This window comes from Streptomyces sp. 35G-GA-8 (assembly GCF_023534745.1).
GTDB lineage: Bacteria > Actinomycetota > Actinomycetes > Streptomycetales > Streptomycetaceae > Streptomyces.
This window is the reverse complement of sequence record NZ_JAMHJQ010000001.1, coordinates 725,047-748,310: the sequence shown is the minus strand read 5'-3', so window position 1 is coordinate 748,310 and position 23,264 is coordinate 725,047. Positions and strand designations below refer to the sequence as shown.

The window sequence follows — 23,264 nt, the reverse complement described above, 5'->3', positions numbered from 1 at the left end:
CCCGCCCTGCGCGTATCTCACACCACACAGCTACCGGCCCGACTCAGCCGCTGTCAGGCGAACTGTCCGACATCACTCGATCAAGTTCAGTAGCTCCTCGGCAGAGGCATTCATCAAGTTGCGTTAGCCGCAGTTACCAATAACGGCCATGGAGAGGCCTCCTTCATGGAGGGGCCTCCTTGAGGAGTTGGATCAGCGGTCGCGGGAGTACGCGATGCGGGGGTCAACCGGCCGGACCGCCGGTGTGGTGACGGCGGCGGGGACCGGCGCCCTGCCCGGGATACCGGCACGGGCCGGGCTGGCGGCGAGCGCGGCGGCGCTCAACGGAGAGGCGCGAGCGGGACCATGGCCGCGCTCACGGCCGGCGGTCGGCGGGGCAGCAGGGCGGGGCCGAGCCGTCACCTCTTGAGCGAGGCGGGGCTGCACTGCGACCTGGAGCCCCGAACGGTGCAGGGCCACCGTGGCGTCGGCGACTTTCCCCAGCGCCTCGACGCGATCGGTGGTCGCGGGGAGCGTGTAGATGTCCAGGCTCGAGTTGTGCCGCCAGCCGTCCTCCACCAGCGCGAGCCCGCTGAGGCCGGAGACACGGTCGTCGAGGGCTACGACGATGCCGAGCTGCGGGTGATCGGCGAAGGCGACGTCTGGTTCACCGAGCGGACCGCGGTCGCGTACCTGTGCCGTGTCGGGCGCCAGTGCAGGGTCAAGTGCGACGTCCACATCGACCTGGTAGCCAGCCTTGCGCAGCAGCTCGATGGCCCGGCTCGTACGGCCGTGTCCGTCACGGTTCTGGTCGGCCAGCGCGTACAACGTCGGCTGGTCGGGGACGGGATGGAAGTCGAATCCCTTGAGCATCCAGGTGCTGGCCGCGAGGTTCTTCGGGTTCGCGGCGACGATGCCGTGGACGGGGTGGTGGCCGAAGGCCAGGTCGGGCAGCACGTCGTAGTGGCTGGGCATGGCAGATCCATCCGAGGCGGGTGCGGTTACAGGTGCGGGCGACGGGCGGATCAGTTCTGAGGGTGCGGTGCACGGAGGACTCCTGGATCGCGGTCGGTCAGAGCCGGGGGACGGATGAGGAACTGGCCGACGGCGGCGCGGCCCGCGCGGAAGACTCCGGCGGCGGACCGGTCGGGAGCACGCGCTGGCCGACCGACGGCGAAGAGGCGAGAGCGACACTCGCCCGGGATGGAGCGGAGTCGGGCGGGAGCACGGTGGCGGCGCGCGCCTTGCCGGAACGTTCCTGCTCCTGGCGTGGTGGTACGCCAAGCTGGTCCAGGCGGGCGTCGACAGCGGAGAGGAGATCCGGCACGCTGCCGCCGTGGCGCGCATGCGGACCGTCCGGCTCGGAGTCGTAGATCACCTCGTAGACGGCAGGTTCGACGGACCGGTGGCGGGTGACCATCCAGCTTTCCGGGGACTCGGGGTGCTCGGAGGGCGGCTCCTGCGGCGGCGAGATGATCAGCGAACTGCCATCGGGAAGCTCGGCGTGGACGATGTAGTCGCTCAGGCCGTACTCGACGGTGCCCTCCAGGCCGCGCTGCCCGAGCGCGGAACAGAGGGCAGCCTGAAGGCGACGCGGATCGGACCTGGCGGCCGGGGGCGAGGTTTTGTGGTGCATGGAGTTCTCCGTTGCGAACGCCCCGCCGCACGGCGGGAGCCGCCGAGGGCGTGGAGCTTGAAGGAGTGCGGGGTCCATGAGGATCCGGTGATCGGGCGATTTGGCGCGGCCGTGACTGCGTGCTAAGGATCACCGCGAGCGACCGGGAGCCGGCGGATGCGATGCCGGCGGGACCTGGGGCGAAGCAGGTGATACGGCAGGGGTGTTGTGCGTCGAGCGAGTCAGGGCGACGCGAGCCCGCTCGGTCTGCGTCGGCCGTTCGGTGTCCGCCCGGTGAGCTAGGAATTCGCCGACGCGCACCAACGCCGGTCCTTTGGAACCCAGTTCGTGTGAGTAGTGCCAGCCTTCGGTATTGCGGTGCTCCTCGGCACGCTCCTGGTAGAGGTGGAGCACGCTCGGCTGCGAACCGTCCATAAGCGCCATGACGCCGTCCCATTCGTGCCGCAGCTCCTCCGCCCGGAACAGGATGGTGTCGATCCCGCGTATCCGACGGAGGTCGTCACGGATCGGCCCCTCGACGTAGTCGGGGCCGTCGGCAGCGGCGCGGACCCCGGCCAGCACCTCGGGTCCGTGGTCGAGGAACACCTCGGCGTGCTTCCACGCTTCGGCGTCCCGCTTGACCTTCCCGTCCCCGTAGACCTTGTCGTCCAGCGGCCAGCCGTCCGCGTCGCAGAGCGAGTCCGAAACCGCGTCCCAGGCGTCGCACGCCTCGTTGATCCCGGCGGCGGCCGAGGCCAGTGCCGGGAGGTGCTGTCGCCACGCCAAAGGGTCGGTGGCCTGCGACGGCTGGTTGTCACCGGAGAAAGGAGTGGAAGAAGCAGACATGATCGATTCCCGTTGCTGTGCTGGTCGTTGGGCTAGGCCGCCATGCGGGCATCTGTGTCGAACAGCTCCCGCTCAGCCGGGTGGAGGATGTGCTGGGTGATGAACGAGCGGCCGACGACCTTCCACAGACCTCGGCCCTTGGTCAGGGCGGACACCGCTTGGGTCTCGACGCCGGTCAGGCCGAGCAGAGATGCAGCGGCGGCGAGCTGGTCGGGCTCCTGGCGGTAGATGATGCGCGTGCTGCAGTCCGCGAGGAGCCCCTCGGCAAGGACCCGGCCGCGTGAGCCGGCGTCGCCCGCCGAGAGCAAATCGCTGAGGCGGTGGATCACCATCAGGTTCGCGATGCCCAGCCCTCGGGAGAGCTTCCACTGGCTCTGCATCCGCTCCAGCAGCCCGACGTGCCGCATCAGCCGCCACGCCTCGTCGTAGATCACCCAGCGCCGACCGCCATCGGGATCACTGAGGGCTGACTCCATCCACGCGCTCGCGCACGTCATCGCGAGTACCAGTGCCGTGTCGTCACCGGAGCCGCCGAGACGGGAGAGATCGATGGACAGCATCGGTGTGGTCGGGTCGAACGACACGGTGCTCGGCGCGTCGAACATGCCGCTCAGGTCGCCGTGCACGAGACGTCGCAAGGCATGGGTGAGGTCCTGGGCGGCTGAACCGAGGTGCCCCGCCTGGTGGCCGAGGGCCTGGTCGAGGCGTTCGGGGGAGCCGAGTACGTGCGCGATCTCGCCGAGCAGCGGCACCGTGCCCCGGGCGGCGGCGTCAGCGACGACCAGATCCAGGGCCAGGTCGAGGGCGGTGTGCTCCATCGGCAGCAGGTCGCGCTTCAGCACGGTGCGGGCGAGGCTGGCCAGCAGCAGCAGACGGCGCTTGCGAACCTCCGTGAACCAGTCCTCCTCGCTCACGGAGGCGGGGCGAGCCGGGGCGTCCAGCGGATTCAACCGTCCAGGGAGCCCCGGGCCCAGGGCGATGCTGTATCCGCCGAGGGCTTGCGAGACACCGGTCCACTCCCCCTTGGGATCGCAGGGGATGTAGATCCGGTAGCCGTGGGCGATCGACCGGGTGGCGATCGACTTCGCCAGCGCCGACTTGCCCATGCCGATGATCCCGGCCAGGACCGCGTTGGGGTTGGTGAAGCCCTCCACCCTGCCGCTGTTGTAGAGCGAGAACGGATCGAAGCAGAAGGCCGCCTCCGCGTGCACATCGCGGCCGATGAACACCCCTTCGGCGCCCAGGCCGCCCTCGGCCACGAACGGGTAGGCGCCGCTGGCTGTGGCGGTGGTCATCCGGTGGGCTGGCAGGGCGAGCTTGCCGCCGCGGGCGGAGGCCGGGCCGGGGCGACCGGCGAGCGGGTAGGTGGGCCGCAGATCCGGGTCGAGGGTCTGCTCCGCGCGGCGCTTGGGCGGGTTTCCGGCGAGGCGTGCCTGGCGGCGGGCTTCGGTGAAACCGGCTCGGGCAGCTCGCTGCTCGGCGCGTGTCGTCTTACGGGGCACGAACAGAGGGGAGGCGCTGGCGCGGGTACGGGGCATGAGCGTTTCTCCAGGTGAGGGGTGGGTCAGCGGCGAACGAGGCCGGTGAACGGGGCGTGCAGGTCGGCCGGGGTGGTGCGCCGCCGCACGAGATGAGCGGTGCGCTGGTGGCGCTGGCAGATGGTCAGTTCCGGTGCTCCCTCTGGAAGGCCGGCCTGGCACGCCTCCGGTGCGGGGATCTCGCCGGAGTCCGGCCGGGGCGCCGCGTGATAGGCGGCGTGGAGGTGCTCGGCGGCCTGCCAGATGCGGGTGCGGGCGGCACGGAGCTGGTCGCCCTCGACCGCGACGAGCTGCCCGGTGCGAGTGGCGTGGGCGTCGAGCAGCCCGTACAGCGAGACGAGGTGGGCGTGCAGGGCGTCCAGCTCGGCCCGGGTGGTGACCAGCGGGCCGCCCGGGATGTTGAGCGCCCGGTGGAAGTCGAGCGCGGCGGTGGCGAAGGGCACGAAGTCCTGCGCGGTCGGGCTGGCGGTGCGGGACATGAGGCTGCTCTTTCGAAGGGGAGGGTCAGGCAGCGAGCGCGAGCGGCAGGGCGGCGGCGGTGAATGCCTCGGCCTGCTGCCAGGTCAGGGGCCGGAGGTCGAGCTGGGCGCCGACAGCGGCGGTCTCCACGACGGCGCAGGCGGTGCGCAGCTCGTCCTCGGTGTCGGCCGAGACGGTCAGCAGACCGGTGAGTGCGACGTCGGCGTGGCCAGCGATGAGCTGGCGTTCGCGGGACTTGATGTCCTGGTATTCGATCGAGTCGGCCTCGGAGTCGACCTGGCCGCGCCGGGCCCGTTCGGCGGCGTCGGCGATCACGCTGGACTTCTTGCGCTGGACGTCGCGCAGGGCGGCGTCGAGGTTCTTCGGCTCGTAGGAGAGCGACAGCGTGCGCCGGACGCCGCCGGTGAACAGGAGCTGGTGCAGGAAGCCGGCGCTGGTCTCGGTGCGCGGCCAGTTCTCCACCCAGTAGGTGGCGTGCACGGCGGAGTCGGTGGCGATGTGGTCCGCCTTCTCGACGACCACGACGGGGCCGGCGGCGGCGGGCTCGGCCTCGGGGCGACCGGCCGTGGACCAGCGGTCGAGTGTCGCCAGCGCCTTCGGGTCGTAGGAGGTGCGCACCACGGCGGCGATCTCGCGGGCGGTGAGCCAGCCCGTCGGGGTGAGACCGGCGGTCCGCGCCGCCTGGTCGAACGTGGAGGTGAGCTGGGCGAGGACGCTGAAGGCACCGGTGAGACCGCCGCCAGCCTGGTTGATCAGCCGGCGGGCCGCCTTGGTGTCCAGGGACACCGCGACGTACGCCTCGTGCGGGGCGGCTGCGGGACCGGCGGTCTGGATCAGCTCGTTGTAGATCGCGCCGGCCATCGGGGTGTCGGGTCGGCCGTGCTCTTCCCAGTAGCGGCGCAGCGCGTCGCCGGAGTCGGGGATGGTGCGCTCGATCACCTGGATGCGAGCGATCTGTCCGGTACGGGCGAGGGCCGCCAGCGCGCGTCCCCAGCCGTCGACGTTGGCCTGCTGTGTGCCCGGGTCGAGCAGGGCGTAGGCGCGGGAGGAGACCTTGACCACCGCGGTCAGCGTCCCGGTGTGCGGGTTGTGGACGGCGCCGTACTTGCCATCGGGGGCAGTGGTCACGCGCAGGCTGGCCGCGGTGCCGGGAAGGTGGAGCAGTCCCTCGCGGGTCGGCCGGCGGGAGGGCCGGGTGAGCCAGACGAGCTGGCCTCGCATCCGGCGCAGCGCGTAGCGGACGACGATCGGGGCCCAGTCCGCCAGAGCACGGCCTCGGTGGCGGACGAAGACGAGCAGGGCGATCACGGCCCACAGCGGGATGAGCTGGAGGGCGCCGACCACACCGCGGGCGAGAATCACGGCGAGCAGTAGAAGGCCGGTGAGTCCGGCGACGGTCAACTGCGGGACGGTCAGGCCGAGCAGGACGCCCCGCCTGCTGCGGTGCGGGAACTTCACGGTGGGCGTGGAGGACTGGTGCTTGCCGGACATGGTGGTTCCAGACGGTGGGAGCGGGCGGAGGATGGGGCGCGCGGCGCTCTTCTGGACGTCATGGCGAAACCTTCCTGCTGGCGGGGAGGCGGGGGCGGGCCGTGGAGTGCGGCCCGCCCCCCGGGGATGTGGGTCAGGAACCCGACGGCGGCTGGGTGGGATACACCCAGTTCGTCGGCGTCGCGGAGCCGGTGGCCGACGGACCGGACGCGGACGCCGGAGTGCCCGAGGCCGAAGGTCCGGGGTCGGCTGGCGGCATGGAGGTCATGTCGCCGCCCGGAGCCGATGCGGCTGCAAGGTGAACGGAGCCGCCCGCAACGCCTTGGGCAGTCGATTCGGACCCTTCCGGTTCGTCCTCACCAGGACGTGTGATCAGCGGCGGGATCCCGGGGCGCTGGATCAGAGCCCGGCCCTTGTCGCCGCTCGCGTTCGGGTCTTCGCCGTACCGGAAGCGGGTCTGCTGCTTGGGCGGCCCGGCGTCGATGCCCTCCTTGCTGAGGTTGCCTCCGGAGGGGTTGATGCCGGAGGCGACGCCATCGGTGCCCGCGCCCGGGACCTGGTTCGGACCCTGCGGAGCGGGGGCGCCCGTACCGGCCCGCAGTGCGAGGCTGCCTGCGGTCTTCGCGGCTCCTGCGGCGACCGCCATGCCGGCGACACCGGTGCGGTGCATGTCGTCGGGGCCGCCGCCGTCGCTGGCCCAGTGGACGAACTTGTACGTCGCGTAGGGGCAGAGCAACACCAGGACCATCACGACGATGTCGGCCATCGCGTCCGACAGGGCCGCCATCCCGTCGCTGGCGTCGGTCTTGCCCATGGCGGAGACACCGATGAGGAAGACGACGGTCATCAGGAGCTTGGAGACGATTAGGGTGCCGGTGGCCTCGATCCAGCCCCGCCGCCACCGCTTGGCGACCTCCCAGCCGCCGCCCGCCCCGGCGAACACCGCGAGCGCGACCATGATCAGGACGCCGACCTTGCGGGCGACCATCACGCCCCAGTAGAGGAAGGCGCCGATCGCGCACCCGAAGGCGACCAGCGCGGGCACACCCCAGCCGAGGCCGTACATGGCCCCCATCTGATCAACCTTGATCACACGACGGATCGCGTCGTCGATCGAGGTGTTGGCGGCTTTGAAGAGGCCGTCGGACAGCGCGTCCACCACGGTGATGGCGACGGTCGTGAAAGCGATGGCGGAGAAGCTGAACAGGACTCCTGTCATGGTGCCGAACGCCGCCTTGGCGAGGGCGCGTTCGTCGCGGCGCCAGGCCGCGGTCATGAGCTGGATGCAGAAGATGCCGACGGTCAGGGCGAGGCCGATGGGTAGCAGCAGCTCGTAGTTGTCGCGGAACCACCCGGCGTTGAGGTCGATGGCCGTCGTCTTGTTGACGGCCTTGGCGGCCAGGTCGGCCGCGCTGGACGCTAGCTCGCCCGCCGACTTCGCGATCCACGCGCCGAGACCATCGGTGACGGTGCCGGCGGGGTTGGTGGCGAAGTCGACAGCGCCGCACACCTTGTCCATCAGCGGGAAGTCGCAGACTCCCATGAGTCGTACCTCCGTTCTGGGGCGAGGGTCAGGGCGCGACGGACGGCATGACGCCGACCAGGGCGCAGGAGTGGTTGGGCCGGCACTGGACCGCGAGGGTGGTGGACCGGCTCTCCGCGCCGCCGGCGGCCGAGCCCTTCCAGCGAATCGACTGCTTGCCGGAGACCGTGACGGCGTAGACGTACGCCTGGGTGATCGCCCCGGGGTCGTCCTGGAGGGCCTGGGTAAAGGCGTGCGGGAAGTGCCCCTCGTTGATCTTGGCGGTGGCGACCTGCTTGTTGGCCGCCATCTCCTTCCACAGCACGGCCGAGGGGACCGCCTGGTCGACGGAGGCCGGGTCGGCGTATTTCGACTCCGTGGTCAGCCAGCCGCGCAGCGCCTTGCGCAGCTCGGGCTGCGAGTACGCGCGGGTGTCGTACGACCACAGCGCTGCTGCGGCGGCCTTCCCGTACGTGATCGGGTCGTGGGTTTTCGGCGGAACGGGCAGAGCGCGGGGCCGGGTGTGCGGCCCGGACGGTGCCGCGGGCGACGAGGACGCCGTGGGCGAACTTGGCGGTGGGGAAGCAGTATCGGAGGGGCTTCGGCCCTCGCGGGTGAGGTAGGCGGCCAGGCCGGCGAGGGCGACGAGCACCGCCAGGACGGCAGTGCCGAGCAGCGCCCGGCGGCGCACGCGAGATGCGCCGGGGTGGGTGGAGTGCTGAGCCATCAGTGGACCTGCGTCCCGAGCGTCGAGAAGAACGCCACCACACCGTTGGCGGCACCGAGCAGAAGGGCCGCGCCCGCGCTGACCAGCACGCCCTTCTTCCCGTTCGCCTCGGCCTGGTGACCACCGGAGTGGTGACCCCAGGCCCACACGCCCGCACTGACGGCGAGGGCTCCGACCACGGCAATGAGTCCGAACAAATTGATCGAGCCCATCACCTGCTTGAGGACGTTGAGGCCAGGGAGCCCGCCCTCGTTCGGCTTGATTCCGGGGTCGTAGGCGAGCTGTATGACCTGGTCAGCGAGATACATGGGAACTCCAGTTCGAATGAGCACGCCAAAGCCCGGTGGGGCGATCCAGCGGTGCGAGGGGGGAGGTGAGGAGGGGGAGGAGCGCCGGTCAGACGACTCGGCGGGCCGCGAGAATCCGCGATTTCCAGGAGGCGACGGTGGTGATCCGTACGACGTCACCGGTGTGCGGGGCGTGGACGATCAGGCCCTGCCCGATCGCCATCCCGACGTGTTCCGGTACGGCGGCCGTCCCCTCGGTGAAGAGGAGGTCGCCCGGCTTGAGGGCATCGACCGAGACGGCCTTGCCGTCCTTGACCTGCGTGTACGTGGTCCGCGTCAGGGTGACCCCGGCGGCCTTGTACGCGCCCTGCATCAGGGAGGAGCAGTCGCAGCGGCCCATCGGGTTTTTGCCGTGGGAGTCGGTGCAGGTGCCGCCCCACTGATACGGGGTGCCGAGCTGGCGGAGCGCCCACCGGATCGCCGTCTGCACCTTCGGCGGTGCGGAGGCGGGGATCTTGTACTCGTCCGGCAGCGCGCCCGCCGGGATGGTGCCGAGGTCCGTCCCGTCGCCGTCCGCCGAACAACCCCCCGCGGAATCGGGAGAGGGGCTGCCGGTGTCGCCAGAGCCGGACGGCGACGGGCTCGGCGATGCACCGCCGGACTTCTGCAGCAGGGGCTCGAGGGCCTTCTGCAGGGCGGTGGCCAGCGGCTCCCATTTGGCGTACGCCTCCGGGAAGCCCGACTTCTGCACTGCCTGGGCGGCCTGGGTGACAGATAGGGACTGCCAGCCGGAGACCTTCTTGAGCCCCTCGTAGAACTTCGTCGAGGCGTGCGCCGGGTCAAGGATCTGGCTGGCCGTGCCCCAGCCCATCGACGGCCGCTGCTGGAAGAGACCCAGCGAATCGCGGTCGCCGTAGGTCAGGTTCCGCAGGCCACTCTCCTGCAGAGCGGTCGCCAGGGCGACGACCTGCCCTCGGGCGGGGATGTTCATCGCGACGCCCGTGGCCTGGATCGTCTTGGCATTGGGCACCTGGTCGGCAGGCGCGTCCAGGCCCGGCACGGAGACCGAGCCCTTGTCGCCGCCGTCCAGGATGGCCTTCACCTGCTTGGCGACGGCGGAGGCGTCCACACCCTGTGCACCGTCGGTCGAGCACGAAGCCGAGGCGGCCCCGGCACCGATGCCAAGGATCGGCAGTGCCAGCAGGAGTGGTCCGGTGGCGCACAGACCGACGAGGGCTCCCGTCGTCTTCTTCACGGCTGCCGCCGTTCAGCGCGACGGCGGTGCGGACCGGACGACGGAGGTGGGTCGGGGCGCGGGTGTGTCAGGGCATGCTGCATCGCAGCGGCTCCTCGGTGTTCGAAGGAGATGCGGTGCCGACTTCTCGTGCAAAGCCGTCGGCACCGCGCCGATGTGCATCCGCCTCTCGGCGGGCCCGGGTCAGAGGAGTTGGTAGCTCCAGGACGCCGGTTTCAGGTCACGCGCGGCAGCCAGCCGCGCTCGTAATCTCAGGCAATACACAGGGGCCTCCTCACGGCGCTCGCGGGCAGATGGGCAACATGCCTCCGACGCTGCTCGATTGGACGAGACGGCACGGATAAGCTCAGCTCAACGGGGGTGGAGCCAGGTTCCTTCCCGGTGGCACGGCGAGACAGTAGACCGGGATTCCGGCCGCACCAAACGGCTGCCATCCAGGGGTCCGAAGCAGGGAGCCACCTCGTTAGGCGCGGCCGGAATTCGCCGTTAACCTCCGCTGCAACCTCGCACCTGGTGCACGCCGTTGAGCGCTGCCCGGAGCAGGTCCAGACTCCGCCGCGCCCGAAGAGAAGCCCTCCCCATGAGCTACACGCTGCACCGAGGCGACGCCCTGACCGTCCTGAAGTCCCTCCCGGACGAGAGCGTCCAGGCGTTGATCACCGATCCGCCGTACAACTCCGGAGGCCGCACCAGCTCAGACCGAACCGGCCGCACCGCCCGCGCCAAGTACGTCACCAGCAACTCGGCGCACGACCTCGCCAACTTCCCGGGCGAGAACCGCGACCAGCGCTCCTACCGCTCCTGGCTCACCGAACTCCTCACTGAGGCGTACCGGGCCTCGACCGAGCACGCGGTCGCGATGGTCTTCACCGACTGGCGGCAGGAGCCGACCACCTCCGACGCCCTGCAGATGGCGGGATGGACCTGGAGCGGCACGATTCCGTGGATCAAGCCGTCCAGCCGACCCCGCAAGGGCGGGCCGAAGCAGGACTCGGAGTTCATCATCTGGGGCGTCAAGGGCTCCCTCGACAACACCCGCGATCTCTACCTGCCGGGGCACTACATCGCCTCCCAGCCCCGCAAGGGCCGAGTTCACATCACCCAGAAGCCGGTCGAGGTCATGCAGCAGCTCGTCCAGGTCTGTCCCGAGGGCGGCACCGTCCTCGACCCGTTCACCGGCAGCGGCTCCACCGGGGTCGCGGCCCTGCGCGAGGGGCGCCGCTTCGTGGGCGTCGAACTGTCCGCGCACTACGCCGACGTCGCCGAGGAGCGGCTGCGGGCCGAACTGACGAAGGACGACTTCGAGCTGGCCGGACCGGAGGCATGANCCGGGGTCGCGGCCCTGCGCGAGGGGCGCCGCTTCGTGGGCGTCGAACTGTCCGCGCACTACGCCGACGTCGCCGAGGAGCGGCTGCGGGCCGAACTGACGAAGGACGACTTCGAGCTGGCCGGACCGGAGGCATGAACGTGAGAGCGAAGAGAGGCCAGGGCCGACGGCCCGCAGACGCCAAAGGGGCGGCTGGTGCATCGACTAACCGATGCACCAGCCGCCCCTCCTGTTACGTCAGGCCGCCTCGAACGCCCGCCGGATCAGCGGCGCCGCCTTCTCCAAGTCGGCTGCCGAGACGACACGGACCTCCAAGTCGCCGGTCCCGAGGTGTCCGATACCGCGCATGTCCCGGGTGAAGCCCTCCTCCAACTCGACCGTGTCCGGGTCGAGTCTGAGGTACACCAGGATCGCTTCGTGCTTCGGACGGAAGATCACCGACGCCACGTTCACCAACCGCCGGTAGGCGATGTAGTGCCGCAGGGACGCCACCTCCACCTCGCCCCATGCCGTGAGCGCCTCGTCCAGTTCCGCGTACAGGTCCCGCAGGCACTCCGGCACCGCTCCTCCACCCGAAGGCGGAGAGACCGCCGAAGCCGTCGGCACGCTGTCCGCCACGGGTGCCCGCTCTCGGCCCCGGCGAGACGAGGCAGCGCTCGGGAAGCCGGTCGCGGAGTCCACGAGCAGCAGCCCCAGCAGGCCACCGTCGAAGATCCGGTAGCGCACTAGGTCGATCCGCTCGGGCAACCTCTGCACCGCTACCCGGTCGTGGTGCGAGAAGCCCGCCGCGATGCAGATCATCCGCGGACGACGCCAGTCGACGGACTCGGCGGCCTCCGCCCCCAGCACCTTCCGCACGAGCGCCTCGAACTCGTGGTGCGCCGACTCCAGCCAAGACAGGTAGGAGACCGCCTGGGACATCACCCCGCTGTCCGAGCCCTTCTTGAACTCGATCACCACCGGACTGCCGTTCTCATCGAGTCCCAGGGTGTCGATCCGCCCCCGGTGCCAAGGCCCGGTCGGATACTCCGAGGCCAGGAAACGGACGCCCAGCATCTGCTCCAGGCCGGCCTCGACCCGCCGCTGCAGCTCCACCTCCAGCGCCACCGTCGAGCCGGCCAGCTCGACATCCCGTCCGTCCGCGTCCTGCCGAAACATCATCAGCTCGGCCACCAGCGCCCCCCTCCCGCGATCTCTGCAAGGAAGCCAATCGAACGAACGCCCTGGTTATTCCACCTCTAGCGCGCCGGACCGTCTGGTGGGGCCGGTTCACGCTGAGGGGTAGCGGAAGACGCCTGCGTGGCCGGTTGCCCGTGTAATCGAACATCCGATCTAATAGTTGCTATGCGCCCGTACGACTTCCCCCCAGACCTCCTACGTGACCAGACCGCCTGGTACAGCACCTACCGGCAGCTCGCGGATGGTTCCTCGGCCGCCAGCCCGACCGAAGGCCGCCGCCGTCTGCTGGAGCTGTCGGCCCGGATCGCCGACCACCCGTTCTGGAGAGGATCGGCAGGAACCCCGGCTGCCCGGATGGAACTGAAGGAGCTGGCCCAGCGCAACGTCCCCAGCGCGACCCCGGCCGTCCGGCGGGCGGGGTGATCGACAGCCCGCGCGCACGATGGCCAGGCAGGGAAACCGACTGCGGGGTGGAGTGCATGCGCAGCGCGCCGATCGTCGTCCATCGTCCCTCGGCGGCGGGCGGCCGGCGGGTCACGGTTTACCGCCGAGGTCGTGACGAGATCCTGGGCACCGCCTACTCCGACCACGATCTGGTCGTCTTCCTCGAAGCGCTCGGCATCCCTGACCCCGACGGAGTCCTGAACGATCCGAAGTGGCTGGAGTGGCGCGATGGCCCAGACCGCCCGTGGCCCACCGCGCCCGAGGGGCGCTGACCCGGTTCCGTACGAGGTCACCGTCCGCTGCCGCACCACCCGCATCGGCTGGGTCGATCCGGCTGACCTGGAGCTCAGCGCTGCGCTTCTTTTCACTGCAGTCCGTAGCCGTGCTGGCCACTGGGCGAATTCTGGCCAGATATTGCGGGCTCTATCAGCCCAGCGACTATCAGCTCACCTGATCCGAAAGTGGCTTCTCGGGCGATAGCTGCCTGAGGGCATGGCCGTTGAGCGGCTTCAGGGGCAACCTGTTCCGAGCACTCCGGCGTGATTGTCAGTGGCAACTGTCAGGGTAGGAGCAGTAGATGTGAACGAGGGGCGGTGTAGGTGCTGCAGCGTGATGACTCGGGAATCGCAGAGTCGTTCGATTTAGATTCGTTGACAGTGGGCGACCGGCTCAGACTGTTCAACTTCACCCAGCGCGATAACCACGTCGCGTACCTGTGGGTGCTGCGGGCGATGAATGTGCTGCGGGCTGTGCACCAGGTTCAGGTCCACACCGATGACGTGGCGAAGGCCTTGAGCGAACTTGCGGCAGCGCACGACGAGGTACCGAGTGCTACAGACCTGAACCTGCGGGCCATGCTTGACAATCTCGCGGCCGAGGACGAGCAGGTCCTCTACAAAGTGGAGGACGCGACTCGGTGCGGCAATCTGGCCGCTTACCGCAACCGCCAGTCGGTGTACCAGTTCACTGAGATCGGCTACCGCGTCTACTGCGCGGTGGAAGAGGTCATCGGGTCGCGGGTCCAGGACGCAAACCTGTCGCGCCTGGTCTTCGCCGACATCCTGGCGGACTTCAAGGCCCTGGCCACCGCGAACCGGCAGGGCGACCAGGACGAGGTCTACCGCAAGCTCACCCGGCTCGACAGCGTGCTGGAGGACATGACCCAACGGGCAGCGCGCTTCTATTTGACGCTCAACGACGTAGTCCGTACAACGGACATCTCCCCCGAGACGTTCCTCCGGTACAAGCATGCGCTGCTGGCCCACATGAGCGAGTTCACGGCCGAACTGGAACGCTATGCGCCCCGCCTGGCTGAGGCTGTGCATGAGGTGGAGGACACCGGGGTGGAGACGCTGCTGGAGCGGGCGGCCGCAGCGGACGAACGGCCCATGATGCGCCCGGCTGTACGGCTGGAGGACTGGCGGCGGCGCTGGATGGGGCTGCGGCAGTGGTTCTTGGCCGATGGCGCGGGCGGGTCCAGGGCGGATCAGTTGCAGGGCGCCACTCGCACCGCGATCTCTGGGGTCATCGCCTTGCTGAGGCAGGTCACGGAGTCACGCAGAGGCGGCGTGAGCCGCACTACTCAACTGCGGCATCTGGCCGCGTGGGCTGCCGCGGCACCGGATGAGCAGGCGGCGAACGCTCTGGTCGCCGCCGCTTTCGATCTGCGCTCCGTACGGCATCTTTCGGGCGCACACGACGATGACGACCAGATCTCGCCGCGTTCGACGTGGTGGGAGGCGCCGGGTGTGGAGATCAGCGTCAGCCTCTTCAAGCACGGTAAGAGGCCGGCGCAGGGAGGTCCGCAGCCGGTGCGGAAGTCCCGGGGCGCGCACGCCCGCCTGCGCGAGGCTCAACTGGCAGAGCGGGCCGCGGAACGGAGCGCGGCGGAAACTCTCCTGGAGCACGGACCTCATGATCGAGTACTGAACCAGGCGGAGACTCGCGCCGTGCTCAAGCTGCTGACCCGCGCCCTGGAGGCGCGAACGGTCGTCGCGGGACGTTTGCGCTCAGGCACCGGCAGCAGCGATGTGCTGACGCTGCGTCTTGTGCCCAGTGAACGCGGGAGTCGCGTGCGGACCGAAACCGGCACGCTGCACCTGCCCGGTTTCGCCCTGGAGATCAAGCCACACGGTGCGATGCGTCGCCGTCTCGGATCGGGGTCGCCTTGATGCCTGCCCAGCGCGTAGCCGCATCTGTGGAGCCCGCGGACCTCAGCTCGTACCAGCAGGCGGCCCGGCTCTTGTTGTTGCACAGCGTGGTCACCGAGACCTACCCGCGGACCAAGGCGCTTGCGTCGGTCCTGCAGTGGGCCGACGAACTGACGAAGGACTTCCGGGACCTTTTCGGATACACGCTGTCCACGAGTGCCCGTCATGCTCGCCTGCTGCGGCGGCTGGATACCTTCGACGAGAGCCAGGCGTTTCTCACGGTGAAGAGTAAAAAGCCCTTCGACCGGCGGCGGCTCGCATACCTGTGTCTGGTCCTGGCGTGCTTGAACCGGTCGCGGATAGAGATCACCCTCGCCGATCTCGTCAAGTTCCTTGCTCCGTACTCCAACGCCATCGAGTATCTCGGCTTCGACGCGACGGCAGCGGGCCACAAGGACGCGGTCGTTGACGTGATGGACTGGCTTGTCGACCGAGGGGCGCTGCGGATTTCCGACGGTTCCACCGAGGACTGGGCCCGCGACCATGATCGTGGGGACGCTCTGTTCGACATCGACCACGACACCTGCGCAGCCTTCTTCAAGCCCAACAGGCCCTTGCAGCACCTGACGAGTGCCGCCGGTCTGCTGGACACCCCGACCGCGGGCACCGGGCGGGACCCGCGTCGGCGTTTGGCTGCCCAGCGGGCCCGACGGATGCTCATCGAGCACCCGGTGGTCTACTTCGCCGGCATCGCCCCGGAAACCGCGATCGCGCTGCGCCAGCCCACTCTGGCCGAGGACATCGCGCGTCTGACCGGTCTGCCCGTCGAGCGCCGGGCTGAGGGGATCATGCTTGTCGATACCACGGGGCGTTTCACCGACAAGCGTTTCCCGGGGCGAGGAGGAGCAGTCAACCGGACCGCCGGTCTGATACTGGCGAAGATCGCGGACCTACAGGAAGACCCCGACCGTTCCGGCAGCCTGCAGCGCCTTCTCCCACCTGACCCGCGAGAAGAACACGCGGACCTGCTGAGTCGCATCGACATGGCCCTGCCCGAGGCCGGCACACTCGAAGCCCTCGCTCATGACCCGCAGACAGACAACGGCCAAGGGGCGTACGGACCAGGAACGGAAGCCGACGCAGCCGAACAGCGGGCGGGCCTGCCGTTCGTTGAGCAAGGCGTGCTGGAGCAGATGATCACCGAGCTGTACGAGGAGTTCGGTCCGTCCTCGTTCACCAATAAATGGCAGGGCGATCCCGGAGGGCTTCTGGCCGAGGCCCTCTCTCTGCTGGCAGACCTGCGCCTGGTGCACCTCGTCCCTGGGGGAATCCTGGTGTGCCCTGCCGCGGCGCGTTACCGCAATATCACCGCCGTGCTGCCTCGACCTGCGTACGAAGGTCAGTTCGCCCTCGACTTCCCCCTAGAGGACACCTCTCGATGACGCTCATCCCGCATCCCCGCAAGGCCGAGTATCCGGAGGCCCGATTCAAGCCCACGCGTGCGGGCGTGATCGGCCTGTGGGACTACATCGACGAGGAATTCGTCTTCGCCGACGGTCGCCTGGTGCTTCGCGGGCACAACGGATCCGGCAAGACCAAGGCCCTGGAGGTGCTCTTCCCCCTCGTGCTGGACGGCGTCCTAGACGCACGACGGCTGGATCCGTTCAGTGGCGAGGAACGGACCATGAAATCGAACCTGCTCTACAAGAAGCAGGAGTCCGCATACGGCTATGTATGGATGGAATTCGCCCGCACTGCCCCCGACGGCAAGGTCATCGAGGCTGTTACCGCTGGCATCGGCATGCGAGTGACGAAAGCGATGCCCTCGCCGGCCCGCTTCTACTTCGTCACCGATGGCCGCATGGGCCTCGACTTTGGTCTCCTGGACGATGCCTCGCGGCCACTGCGGGAAAAGGCACTGGCGAAAATGCTGGGCGAGGATGCCACGTACGAGACGGCAGAGGCATATCGCGATGCCATCGACGACCGGCTGTTCGGCCTTGGACGCGAGCGCTACAGCCAACTGATCAACCTGCTGCTCCAGTTGCGCCGCCCTCTCCTGGCCAAGGACCTGGATCCGGCCAAGGTGTCCGACACTCTCACCGCGGGTCTGCGCCCCGTCGACGAAGACCTGATCAAGCAAGCTGCCCGGGACTTCGAGAACCTCGCAGAGATCCAGGCGCTCCTCAATGCCTTGGCCGGGGCCGACACAGCCGTACAGAACTTCCTGCGTGAGTACACCAGTTACCTTCAAGTCCACGCCCGAGACCGCGTAGGCCAGGTCAAGGAGCGCACGCAGGCCACGGCCGATGAGTGCGCCAGGATCCTTCAGGCAGCGGAGGAACGGCGGACCGCCGACGGGCAACTGGCTGAGGCACGGCAACGCCGGGACACCGGGGAACGGCAGTGCAAAGAGATCGGCACACGCCTCGCCACCCTCAGGAATCATGACGCTGTTACGCAGCAGAAGGACCTCGACGAGCTACGTGACCGAGTGCGCGGCGAGAGCCAGGGCATCAAAGACAGCGACCGCCTCCTCAACGGCGCTTGGGGGCACCTCGCCACTCTCAAGGGTGAGGCAGCGAGGGTCGGCGAGCGGTGCGAAGAACTCAACGCAGCCGCATCACGGCACACCCGAGACCTCTTGGACGCGGCACGCCGATCAGGCATCCTCCTCGAAGAAGACGCACTGAACTTCGATGCCGCGTTTCAGACGCACGTCGTCGGCTACACGACCGCGCGCGAAACCGAACTCGAGGATGTGCGCCACCATCTCACCGCAGTCGAGCAAGCTATGGAGGATCAGGGCCGCGAGCAAAAACGTGTGGATATCGCAGCTGCTGAACTCACGGAGACCGAGCAGAAGTCAGCTGCCGCCGCCGATCAACTCAGCCAGGCGCGCGCAGAGGCCGCCCAGGATCTCGGCCAAGTTATCGCTCGCTGGACCAACGACGGCGAAGCCGCGGTTCTCTGCCCCGCCGACCGTGCACCCCTGCTCGCTGCTTTGGCCGCCGCAGGAGAGCCGGCAGCGATCCCGCTGCCTGAGGTCTTGCGCTCTCTCACTGATCAGCGCCGAACTGCTGCCCTCACCCGCGTCGAAACGCTCAAGAGGCAGTACGACGACATCTCGGACGCCCTGCACAAGACGCGAAGCGAGCGAGACAGGGTGGCGGCTGAAGAAGACGAGGCACCTCCGCTCAGCGACCTGCGGCCCGCCAACAGAGAGGGAAGGTCAGGCGCTCCGCTGTGGCAGCTCGTACGGTTCGCCGATCACATTTCCGATGACCACGCTGCCGCGGTGGAAGGCGCCCTGTACGCGGCCGGGTTGCTCACCGCATGGCTGCACCCCGACTCGGAAGCCACCGACCAGGCACTGCGCGACAAGGTCGCCGATGCCTATTTGCGTCCACTGCCCGTCACGCAACGGCCCACCGGGAGCACACTGGCCGACGTCCTGATTGTCGAAGACCAGGAACATGTGAGCCCTGAAGGTGTGCAAGCCGTCCTCGCGTCCATCGGTGTCGCGGACGAAGCTCCGACAGCCGACAGAGACATCGACACGGATAGCGCCCCTTGCATGACCGTCGGGTCGCATTTCTCCCTGGGCGTTCAGGTCGGTGCCCACCCCAAGGAACAGCCGGAGTACATCGGAGCCACTGCACGGGCTGCACGACGACGTGAGCGGCTGAGCCGCCTCGATGGGGCCATCACCGTGCTGGAGACCCAGCTCACAGATGCCGAAGTCCAACGGCAGGACGCCCAAGAGATGTTCGACGACTTCGACCGCGCGCGCTGCCAGCTCCCCAGCACCCTGATGATCGACGAAGCGGCACGCGACGTGGCGGTGATCGCCGGCAATCTCGCCGGAGCTCGCCGTCGCCTTGAGAAGGCTCGCAAAGACCTTGATGGTGCTGTTGCCCGTGCACACGAGAAGAAGCGGCTGCTGAGACAAGCCGCCACAGCCGCGCGGCTTCCTACGACCCGTGAGGAACTGAAAGGTGTCGCCCAGGCCGTCACCGATTTCGGCGCTGCCGGCAAGGAGCTTGCGGTATGTCGAGAACAGATCGATGAGGCCGAGAAGGACCTCGCGGGCCGCAAAGAGATCATCGAAGGGCAGGCACAGACCTACGCCGAGGAGGCCGAGCAGCTGCAGACACGCAAGGATGCTTTCGCCGTCCTGGAAGAGCGGCTACGTACGAGGCAAGAGACGCTTGAAGCACCGCTCCGGGAGATCCTCCAGAAGATCAAGGTGGCTGAGGGGCAGCTGGCGGAAGCAGAGAAGGCACACCGGCGTGCGGTGAAGGACGTCGAAGACCAGCGTGACCGGCTCATGAAGGCCAAGAACACTCTGGAGTTCGTCGGCGACGTCCTGACGACCGCCGTGCGTGAGCAGGTACGAACGACCCTCACCCTTGAGCCGTACGCCCGGCCGGACCTGCTCGGCCTCCTCGACACAGTGGTGGACACCGTCTGGGTACCGCACGAAGTCTGGCCATCTGCCGAGGAGACCGTGCGGCGACTCATGGACATGCTGACTGCCCACGACACCTCGGTCACTGGCATCGAGGCAGCCCGCAGCGCCGTCCCTACGAGCGTCATCTCCCTTGTCGACGCATTCGATGAAGCCACTCAGGGTCGCCGTATCACCGAGAGCCTCCTGAAGACCGCCACCACAAAGATTTCCACGGCCATCACCACGTTGGAAGGCGCCCTGCTCGGATCCGATCAGGGCTACCTCTTCGAGTGGGAGCAGGCCGGCGACATCATCCTGGCCCGGGTTACCGACAGCGAAGGCCCGGCGCCGGTGGCGGACTTCGGGCGCCGATTGGCCGAACAACTCGCCGACCATCGGGTATTGCTGGAGGAGAAGGAACGCACCGTCCTTGAAGACGGCTTGCTGACCGGGCTCGCCGAGCAGATTCACAGCCGCACCACCGCGGCCCGCGATTTGGTCAGGAACATGGACGCCGACACCCGGGCCAGGCCGATGTCATCCGGAACGACGGTCGGCATCCACTGGGTCGCCTCCGACAGCCTGACCGACTCCCAGAAGGCCGTCAGCAAACTGCTGGAGAAGGACGCGTCCGGACTCGCCCCCGCGAGCTTGGCCGAACTCCGCTCCCACCTGCGCAGCCAGATCCGCACCAAGGCCGCCGCAGACAAGAAGCAGAGCTACCAACACGTGATCGCCGAAGTCCTGGACTACCGATCCTGGCGCAAGTTCGAACTGCGGCTTTTCCGCCCGGGCATGAGTGAGGAGGAGAGGAAGAAAGGAGAAGTTCTCACCAAGGCCAAACACAGTGTGATGTCCGGCGGTGAGAAGTCCGCCTCCATCCACCTGCCACTCTTCGCCGCCGCCCACGCCCAGTACAGTTCCGCCTACCCCACCTGCCCACGCCTGATCGCCCTCGACGAGGCGTTCGCCGGCATCGACGAGAAGTACCGCCCCGACTTGCTCGCCCTCACGGCTAAGTTCGACCTCGACCTCTTCATGACCGGCTACGACCTGTGGATCACGTATCCCGACGTGCCGCAGATCTCGCACTACGACATGAAGCACGATGAGGCATCGCACACTGTCTCCGCCATGCTGCTGGTCTGGGACGGCGAACAGATCCTCGACGACGTCGGATACCCCGGACCCGAAGATCTGGCCGCCGAGCTGCTCAGCTTCCGGCCAAGCCGCCGCGTTCCGGCCCACGCGGGGTTGCTCACCGACGCGCCTGAGGAAGAGCCGATGGACAGCGGCACTGAGGAAAGCGAGGGGGAGCAATGAGCCTGCCGACGCCCGACGCATACGAGCGCTATCGCGGCCCCGAGTTCCGCCGCCTTCTTGGGGCGGCCCGGCGCTCGCTTGAACGCAATGGAGGCGAGATCACCGGCTCCATCGGCCTGACGAATCCAACGATAGATGAGCGCAACGCCATCATCGGCATTACAGGCGCGTATCGCTCGGCGGACGTCCGCCGAGTCTCTCTTCCGCTCGAGGCACTGGACCAGAACGTCCGCAACGTCACCGGCGCTTCCCTCCGAGAGCTCTTGGAACGACTCGGTCCTCCGCTGCGGTTTCGAGCCGACGAGCGGAGCGCCATTGATCAGGCCCGGCAGCAGCTGTTGGCCGAGGGAGAGGCCAGCACGCTTCACGTCCAGAACCCCTGGTACAAGGAGTGGCTGAGCGGCCTTGCCTCTGACGGGACGATCACTGGGCTGATCAATAAGAAGGACGAACGCCTCCTCATCCAGGCCATCCGCGTTCTGGAATACCTCTATGCACGCGCCAGCGGTTCGCCCCCGGTCATGCTGGCCGCCTTGGCTGACGCGACCACGGGAAACACCAAGACCCTCAACCCTGGCCAAGGCTCGCTGCCGACCCTCGTACTCCGTGCGTTGGCAACAGCACGAGGAGTTCCGCTCGCGGCAGGAGCCGAGGCCCGGCGCGAGCTTTGGGACGCGTTCGACGTCATCGTCGACGACCTGGCCAGCCGCGTCCTCGTCCTCAACCTGCCGGCGGCTGGTCGAGGGCTGGGGGAGTGGCTCACGGACGCGGCTCGATACGGCACCCCCTTCCACGTCACACTTCACCAGCTGGTCACCTTGCCTGTCACCGTTCACGTGCCGAGGGTGTACGTGTGTGAGAACCCAGCTGTCCTCCGCCGCGCCGCTGGAGAACTCGGTGCAAGCAGCCCGCCGTTGATCTGCGCCGAAGGCCGACCGTCAACGGCCTTCCACCGACTGGCCCGCTTGATCGTCAACGGAGGGGGTCGGCTCCTCTACCACGGGGACTTCGACTGGCCGGGAATCGACATGACCAATCAGCTCATCGGCCGCTACGGAGCCGAGCCCTGGAAGATGAGCGCTGCGGATTACCTGGAGGGGCTCCGGACCGAAGACGACCAGGTTGCCTTGTCCGGGAAGGCCCGTAGCACTTCATGGGACCCGCGTTTGAGTAATGCGATGCAGGAGCATCAGGCGGCTGTCTACGAGGAAGGCGTCGCTGACGCCCTCCTGGCAGATTGGGGTGACCAACTCTGATCATGGGTGGGTGATGACCTGCTGAGCGGGCAGCCGGCAGCCGCTGGGGCCGGGTGCCCCACGGTAGAGCGGCAGAGACGACAGAACCCTGCATGCCCCGTACAACGAGCGACTAGGCTTGATCGGCGCCCACGAATCTGGACCGGATGGCGCAGGGGTGCGTGTAAGGAGTGCTGAGCAACAGATGACGGGGACGCCCGAGCGGATCGGCCGGTACACCGTGGCCAAGGAGCTGGGCTCGGGCGGCATGGGGGAGGTGTACCTCGCCTACACCCCGGGTGGTCAGCCGGTGGCGGTGAAGCTGATCCGGAGCGACAAGCTGGACCCCGTCACGCGGGCCCGCTTCGAAAAGGAAGCGCTGATAGCGCGCACCGTGATCGGTACCAACAGGGTGGCGCGGTTCCTGGAGGCCGACCCGTTCGCGGACCGCCCCTGGCTGGCCATGGAGTACGTGGCCGGACGCACCTTGCTGGCCTGCGTGGACCAGGACGGCGTTCTCCCCTTGCCGCTGGTCGCCAGTCTGGGCGCGTTGCTCGCCGAGGGGCTGAGCGCCGTACACGCCGCGGAGCTGCTCCACCGGGATCTGAAGCCCCAGAACGTCATCATGGGCACAGAAGGCCCCATAATCATCGACTTCGGGCTCGGTGCGTTCATGGATGCCGCGAAGGAGTCCCTGTCCCACAGCGGGATGATCATCGGGACGGTGCGCTGCATGCCGCCGGAGCAGGCGAGCGGACATCCGAAGGTGACGCCAGCCGCGGACGTATACGCGCTGGGCACGGTTCTGCTGTATGCGGCGGCGCGCCACTACCCGTACGACGGTGCGGTGTGGGAGGCCGTCGCCGTGCAGGTGGCGAATCCTGACATCGGCCCGGATCTGAGCGGTGTGCCCGAGGGGCTTAAGCCACTGATCGCCTCCATGCTCGCCCACGTTCCCGAGGACAGGCCGACGCTGGATGACGTTTCAAAGGCATGCTCGAAGCTGTTGAAGGCCGCTGGAAAGGCGCCGGCCGACGCACGACTCGCGCTGATCGCGCATACGACCGCGGGCGGTACGCCGGATGCGGCCAAGGAGCCGTTGTCCCCATCGTTCGAGAAGCTGCTTGAGGACCAGGCCAAGATCACTGACGACGCGGGTCTGGACTTGCCGCTCGATAGCCCGCGAGGAACTGCTGAGGCGGAAGAGCCGGAACCGGAGGAGGCGGAGCAGGACGAGCCGCACCCCGACTCCGCCGAGGCCGTGAAGCCAAAGGCGGAGCCGAAGGCCAGGCCCACGGCCGTAAAGCCGCCGGCATCGAAGCGGGTCGCGGATGAGCTGAGGGCGGAGTACGCGGCGGATACCGCGCTTTGATGGCCAAGGTGTCAGTGCCTGGTGGGAAGCTAGAGGCGGAC

Annotated in this window: 19 protein-coding genes; 8 read left to right on the top strand and 11 right to left on the bottom strand. The window is 68.3% G+C overall.

The genetic code is table 11. The features are described 5' to 3' along the window. Window positions 1–192: 192 nt before the first annotated feature. The 10 genes from M1203_RS03110 to M1203_RS03065 all read right to left on the bottom strand — a co-directional run bounded on the left by M1203_RS03110 (window position 193) and on the right by M1203_RS03065 (window position 9,740). A complete protein-coding gene (locus tag M1203_RS03110; RefSeq protein ID WP_249947885.1) occupies window positions 193–954 on the bottom strand; it encodes a hypothetical protein in 762 nt (253 codons plus the stop codon). Window positions 955–1,051: 97 nt separating this feature from the next. Further along, window positions 1,052–1,615 carry a hypothetical protein gene (locus tag M1203_RS03105; RefSeq protein WP_249947884.1) on the bottom strand — a complete coding sequence of 188 codons (564 nt, stop codon included), beginning with the start codon at window positions 1,613–1,615 and terminating at the stop codon, window positions 1,052–1,054. A 129-nt stretch (window positions 1,616–1,744) separates the two neighbouring features. After that, window positions 1,745–2,440 (bottom strand): hypothetical protein, encoded by a 696-nt coding sequence (locus M1203_RS03100; protein ID WP_249947883.1) that lies wholly within the window; start codon window positions 2,438–2,440, stop codon window positions 1,745–1,747. Between the two features lie 32 nt (window positions 2,441–2,472). Next, window positions 2,473–3,978, bottom strand: coding sequence for an ATP-binding protein (locus M1203_RS03095; RefSeq protein WP_249947882.1), 1,506 nt, complete (start codon window positions 3,976–3,978; stop codon window positions 2,473–2,475). A gap of 26 nt (window positions 3,979–4,004) precedes the next feature. After that, window positions 4,005–4,457 carry a DUF6238 family protein gene (locus tag M1203_RS03090; protein ID WP_249947881.1) on the bottom strand — a complete coding sequence of 151 codons (453 nt, stop codon included), beginning with the start codon at window positions 4,455–4,457 and terminating at the stop codon, window positions 4,005–4,007. Window positions 4,458–4,482: 25 nt separating this feature from the next. After that, window positions 4,483–5,949 (bottom strand): SCO6880 family protein, encoded by a 1,467-nt coding sequence (locus tag M1203_RS03085; protein ID WP_249947880.1) that lies wholly within the window; start codon window positions 5,947–5,949, stop codon window positions 4,483–4,485. Window positions 5,950–6,082: 133 nt separating this feature from the next. Next, the gene (locus M1203_RS03080; protein ID WP_249947879.1) at window positions 6,083–7,492 is read right to left on the bottom strand and encodes an ATP-binding protein; all 1,410 of its coding nucleotides are present in this window, start codon (window positions 7,490–7,492) and stop codon (window positions 6,083–6,085) included. Between the two features lie 28 nt (window positions 7,493–7,520). After that, window positions 7,521–8,198, bottom strand: coding sequence for a hypothetical protein (locus M1203_RS03075; protein WP_249947878.1), 678 nt, complete (start codon window positions 8,196–8,198; stop codon window positions 7,521–7,523). Continuing rightward, window positions 8,198–8,506, bottom strand: coding sequence for a DUF6112 family protein (locus tag M1203_RS03070; RefSeq protein WP_023421641.1), 309 nt, complete (start codon window positions 8,504–8,506; stop codon window positions 8,198–8,200). The genes M1203_RS03075 and M1203_RS03070 overlap by 1 nt, the downstream gene beginning before the upstream one ends. A gap of 88 nt (window positions 8,507–8,594) precedes the next feature. Beyond that, the gene (locus M1203_RS03065; RefSeq protein WP_249947877.1) at window positions 8,595–9,740 is read right to left on the bottom strand and encodes a C40 family peptidase; all 1,146 of its coding nucleotides are present in this window, start codon (window positions 9,738–9,740) and stop codon (window positions 8,595–8,597) included. Window positions 9,741–10,320: 580 nt separating this feature from the next. Between M1203_RS03065 and M1203_RS03060 the strand changes: the two genes are divergently transcribed. Beyond that, entirely contained in the window at window positions 10,321–11,067 is a 747-nt protein-coding gene (locus tag M1203_RS03060) for a site-specific DNA-methyltransferase (RefSeq protein ID WP_249947876.1), read from the top strand. Between the two features lie 237 nt (window positions 11,068–11,304). On the opposite strand, the gene M1203_RS03050 is transcribed toward M1203_RS03060, so the two are convergent. Next, window positions 11,305–12,240 (bottom strand): DUF5655 domain-containing protein, encoded by a 936-nt coding sequence (locus tag M1203_RS03050; RefSeq protein ID WP_249947875.1) that lies wholly within the window; start codon window positions 12,238–12,240, stop codon window positions 11,305–11,307. A 171-nt stretch (window positions 12,241–12,411) separates the two neighbouring features. Between M1203_RS03050 and M1203_RS03045 the strand changes: the two genes are divergently transcribed. The 7 genes from M1203_RS03045 to M1203_RS03015 all read left to right on the top strand — a co-directional run bounded on the left by M1203_RS03045 (window position 12,412) and on the right by M1203_RS03015 (window position 23,223). Further along, a complete protein-coding gene (locus tag M1203_RS03045) occupies window positions 12,412–12,669 on the top strand; it encodes a hypothetical protein (RefSeq protein WP_098894650.1) in 258 nt (85 codons plus the stop codon). A 56-nt stretch (window positions 12,670–12,725) separates the two neighbouring features. Next, window positions 12,726–12,962 (top strand): hypothetical protein, encoded by a 237-nt coding sequence (locus M1203_RS03040; RefSeq protein ID WP_249947874.1) that lies wholly within the window; start codon window positions 12,726–12,728, stop codon window positions 12,960–12,962. A 327-nt stretch (window positions 12,963–13,289) separates the two neighbouring features. Then, complete coding sequence (locus M1203_RS03035) at window positions 13,290–14,861, top strand: TIGR02677 family protein (protein ID WP_179888033.1); 1,572 nt, start codon at window positions 13,290–13,292, stop codon at window positions 14,859–14,861. Continuing rightward, window positions 14,861–16,282 (top strand): DUF2398 family protein, encoded by a 1,422-nt coding sequence (locus tag M1203_RS03030; protein ID WP_283958065.1) that lies wholly within the window; start codon window positions 14,861–14,863, stop codon window positions 16,280–16,282. Before M1203_RS03035 ends, M1203_RS03030 begins: the two co-directional genes overlap by 1 nt. After that, window positions 16,279–20,616, top strand: a complete 4,338-nt coding sequence (locus M1203_RS03025) for a TIGR02680 family protein (protein ID WP_249947872.1) — start codon at window positions 16,279–16,281, stop codon at window positions 20,614–20,616. The genes M1203_RS03030 and M1203_RS03025 overlap by 4 nt, the downstream gene beginning before the upstream one ends. Then, window positions 20,613–21,872: a TIGR02679 family protein gene (locus tag M1203_RS03020; protein ID WP_249947871.1), complete on the top strand. Its 1,260-nt coding sequence runs from the start codon at window positions 20,613–20,615 to the stop codon at window positions 21,870–21,872. The genes M1203_RS03025 and M1203_RS03020 overlap by 4 nt, the downstream gene beginning before the upstream one ends. A 118-nt stretch (window positions 21,873–21,990) precedes the next feature. After that, complete coding sequence (locus M1203_RS03015; protein WP_249947870.1) at window positions 21,991–23,223, top strand: serine/threonine-protein kinase; 1,233 nt, start codon at window positions 21,991–21,993, stop codon at window positions 23,221–23,223. Window positions 23,224–23,264 lie beyond the last annotated feature (41 nt).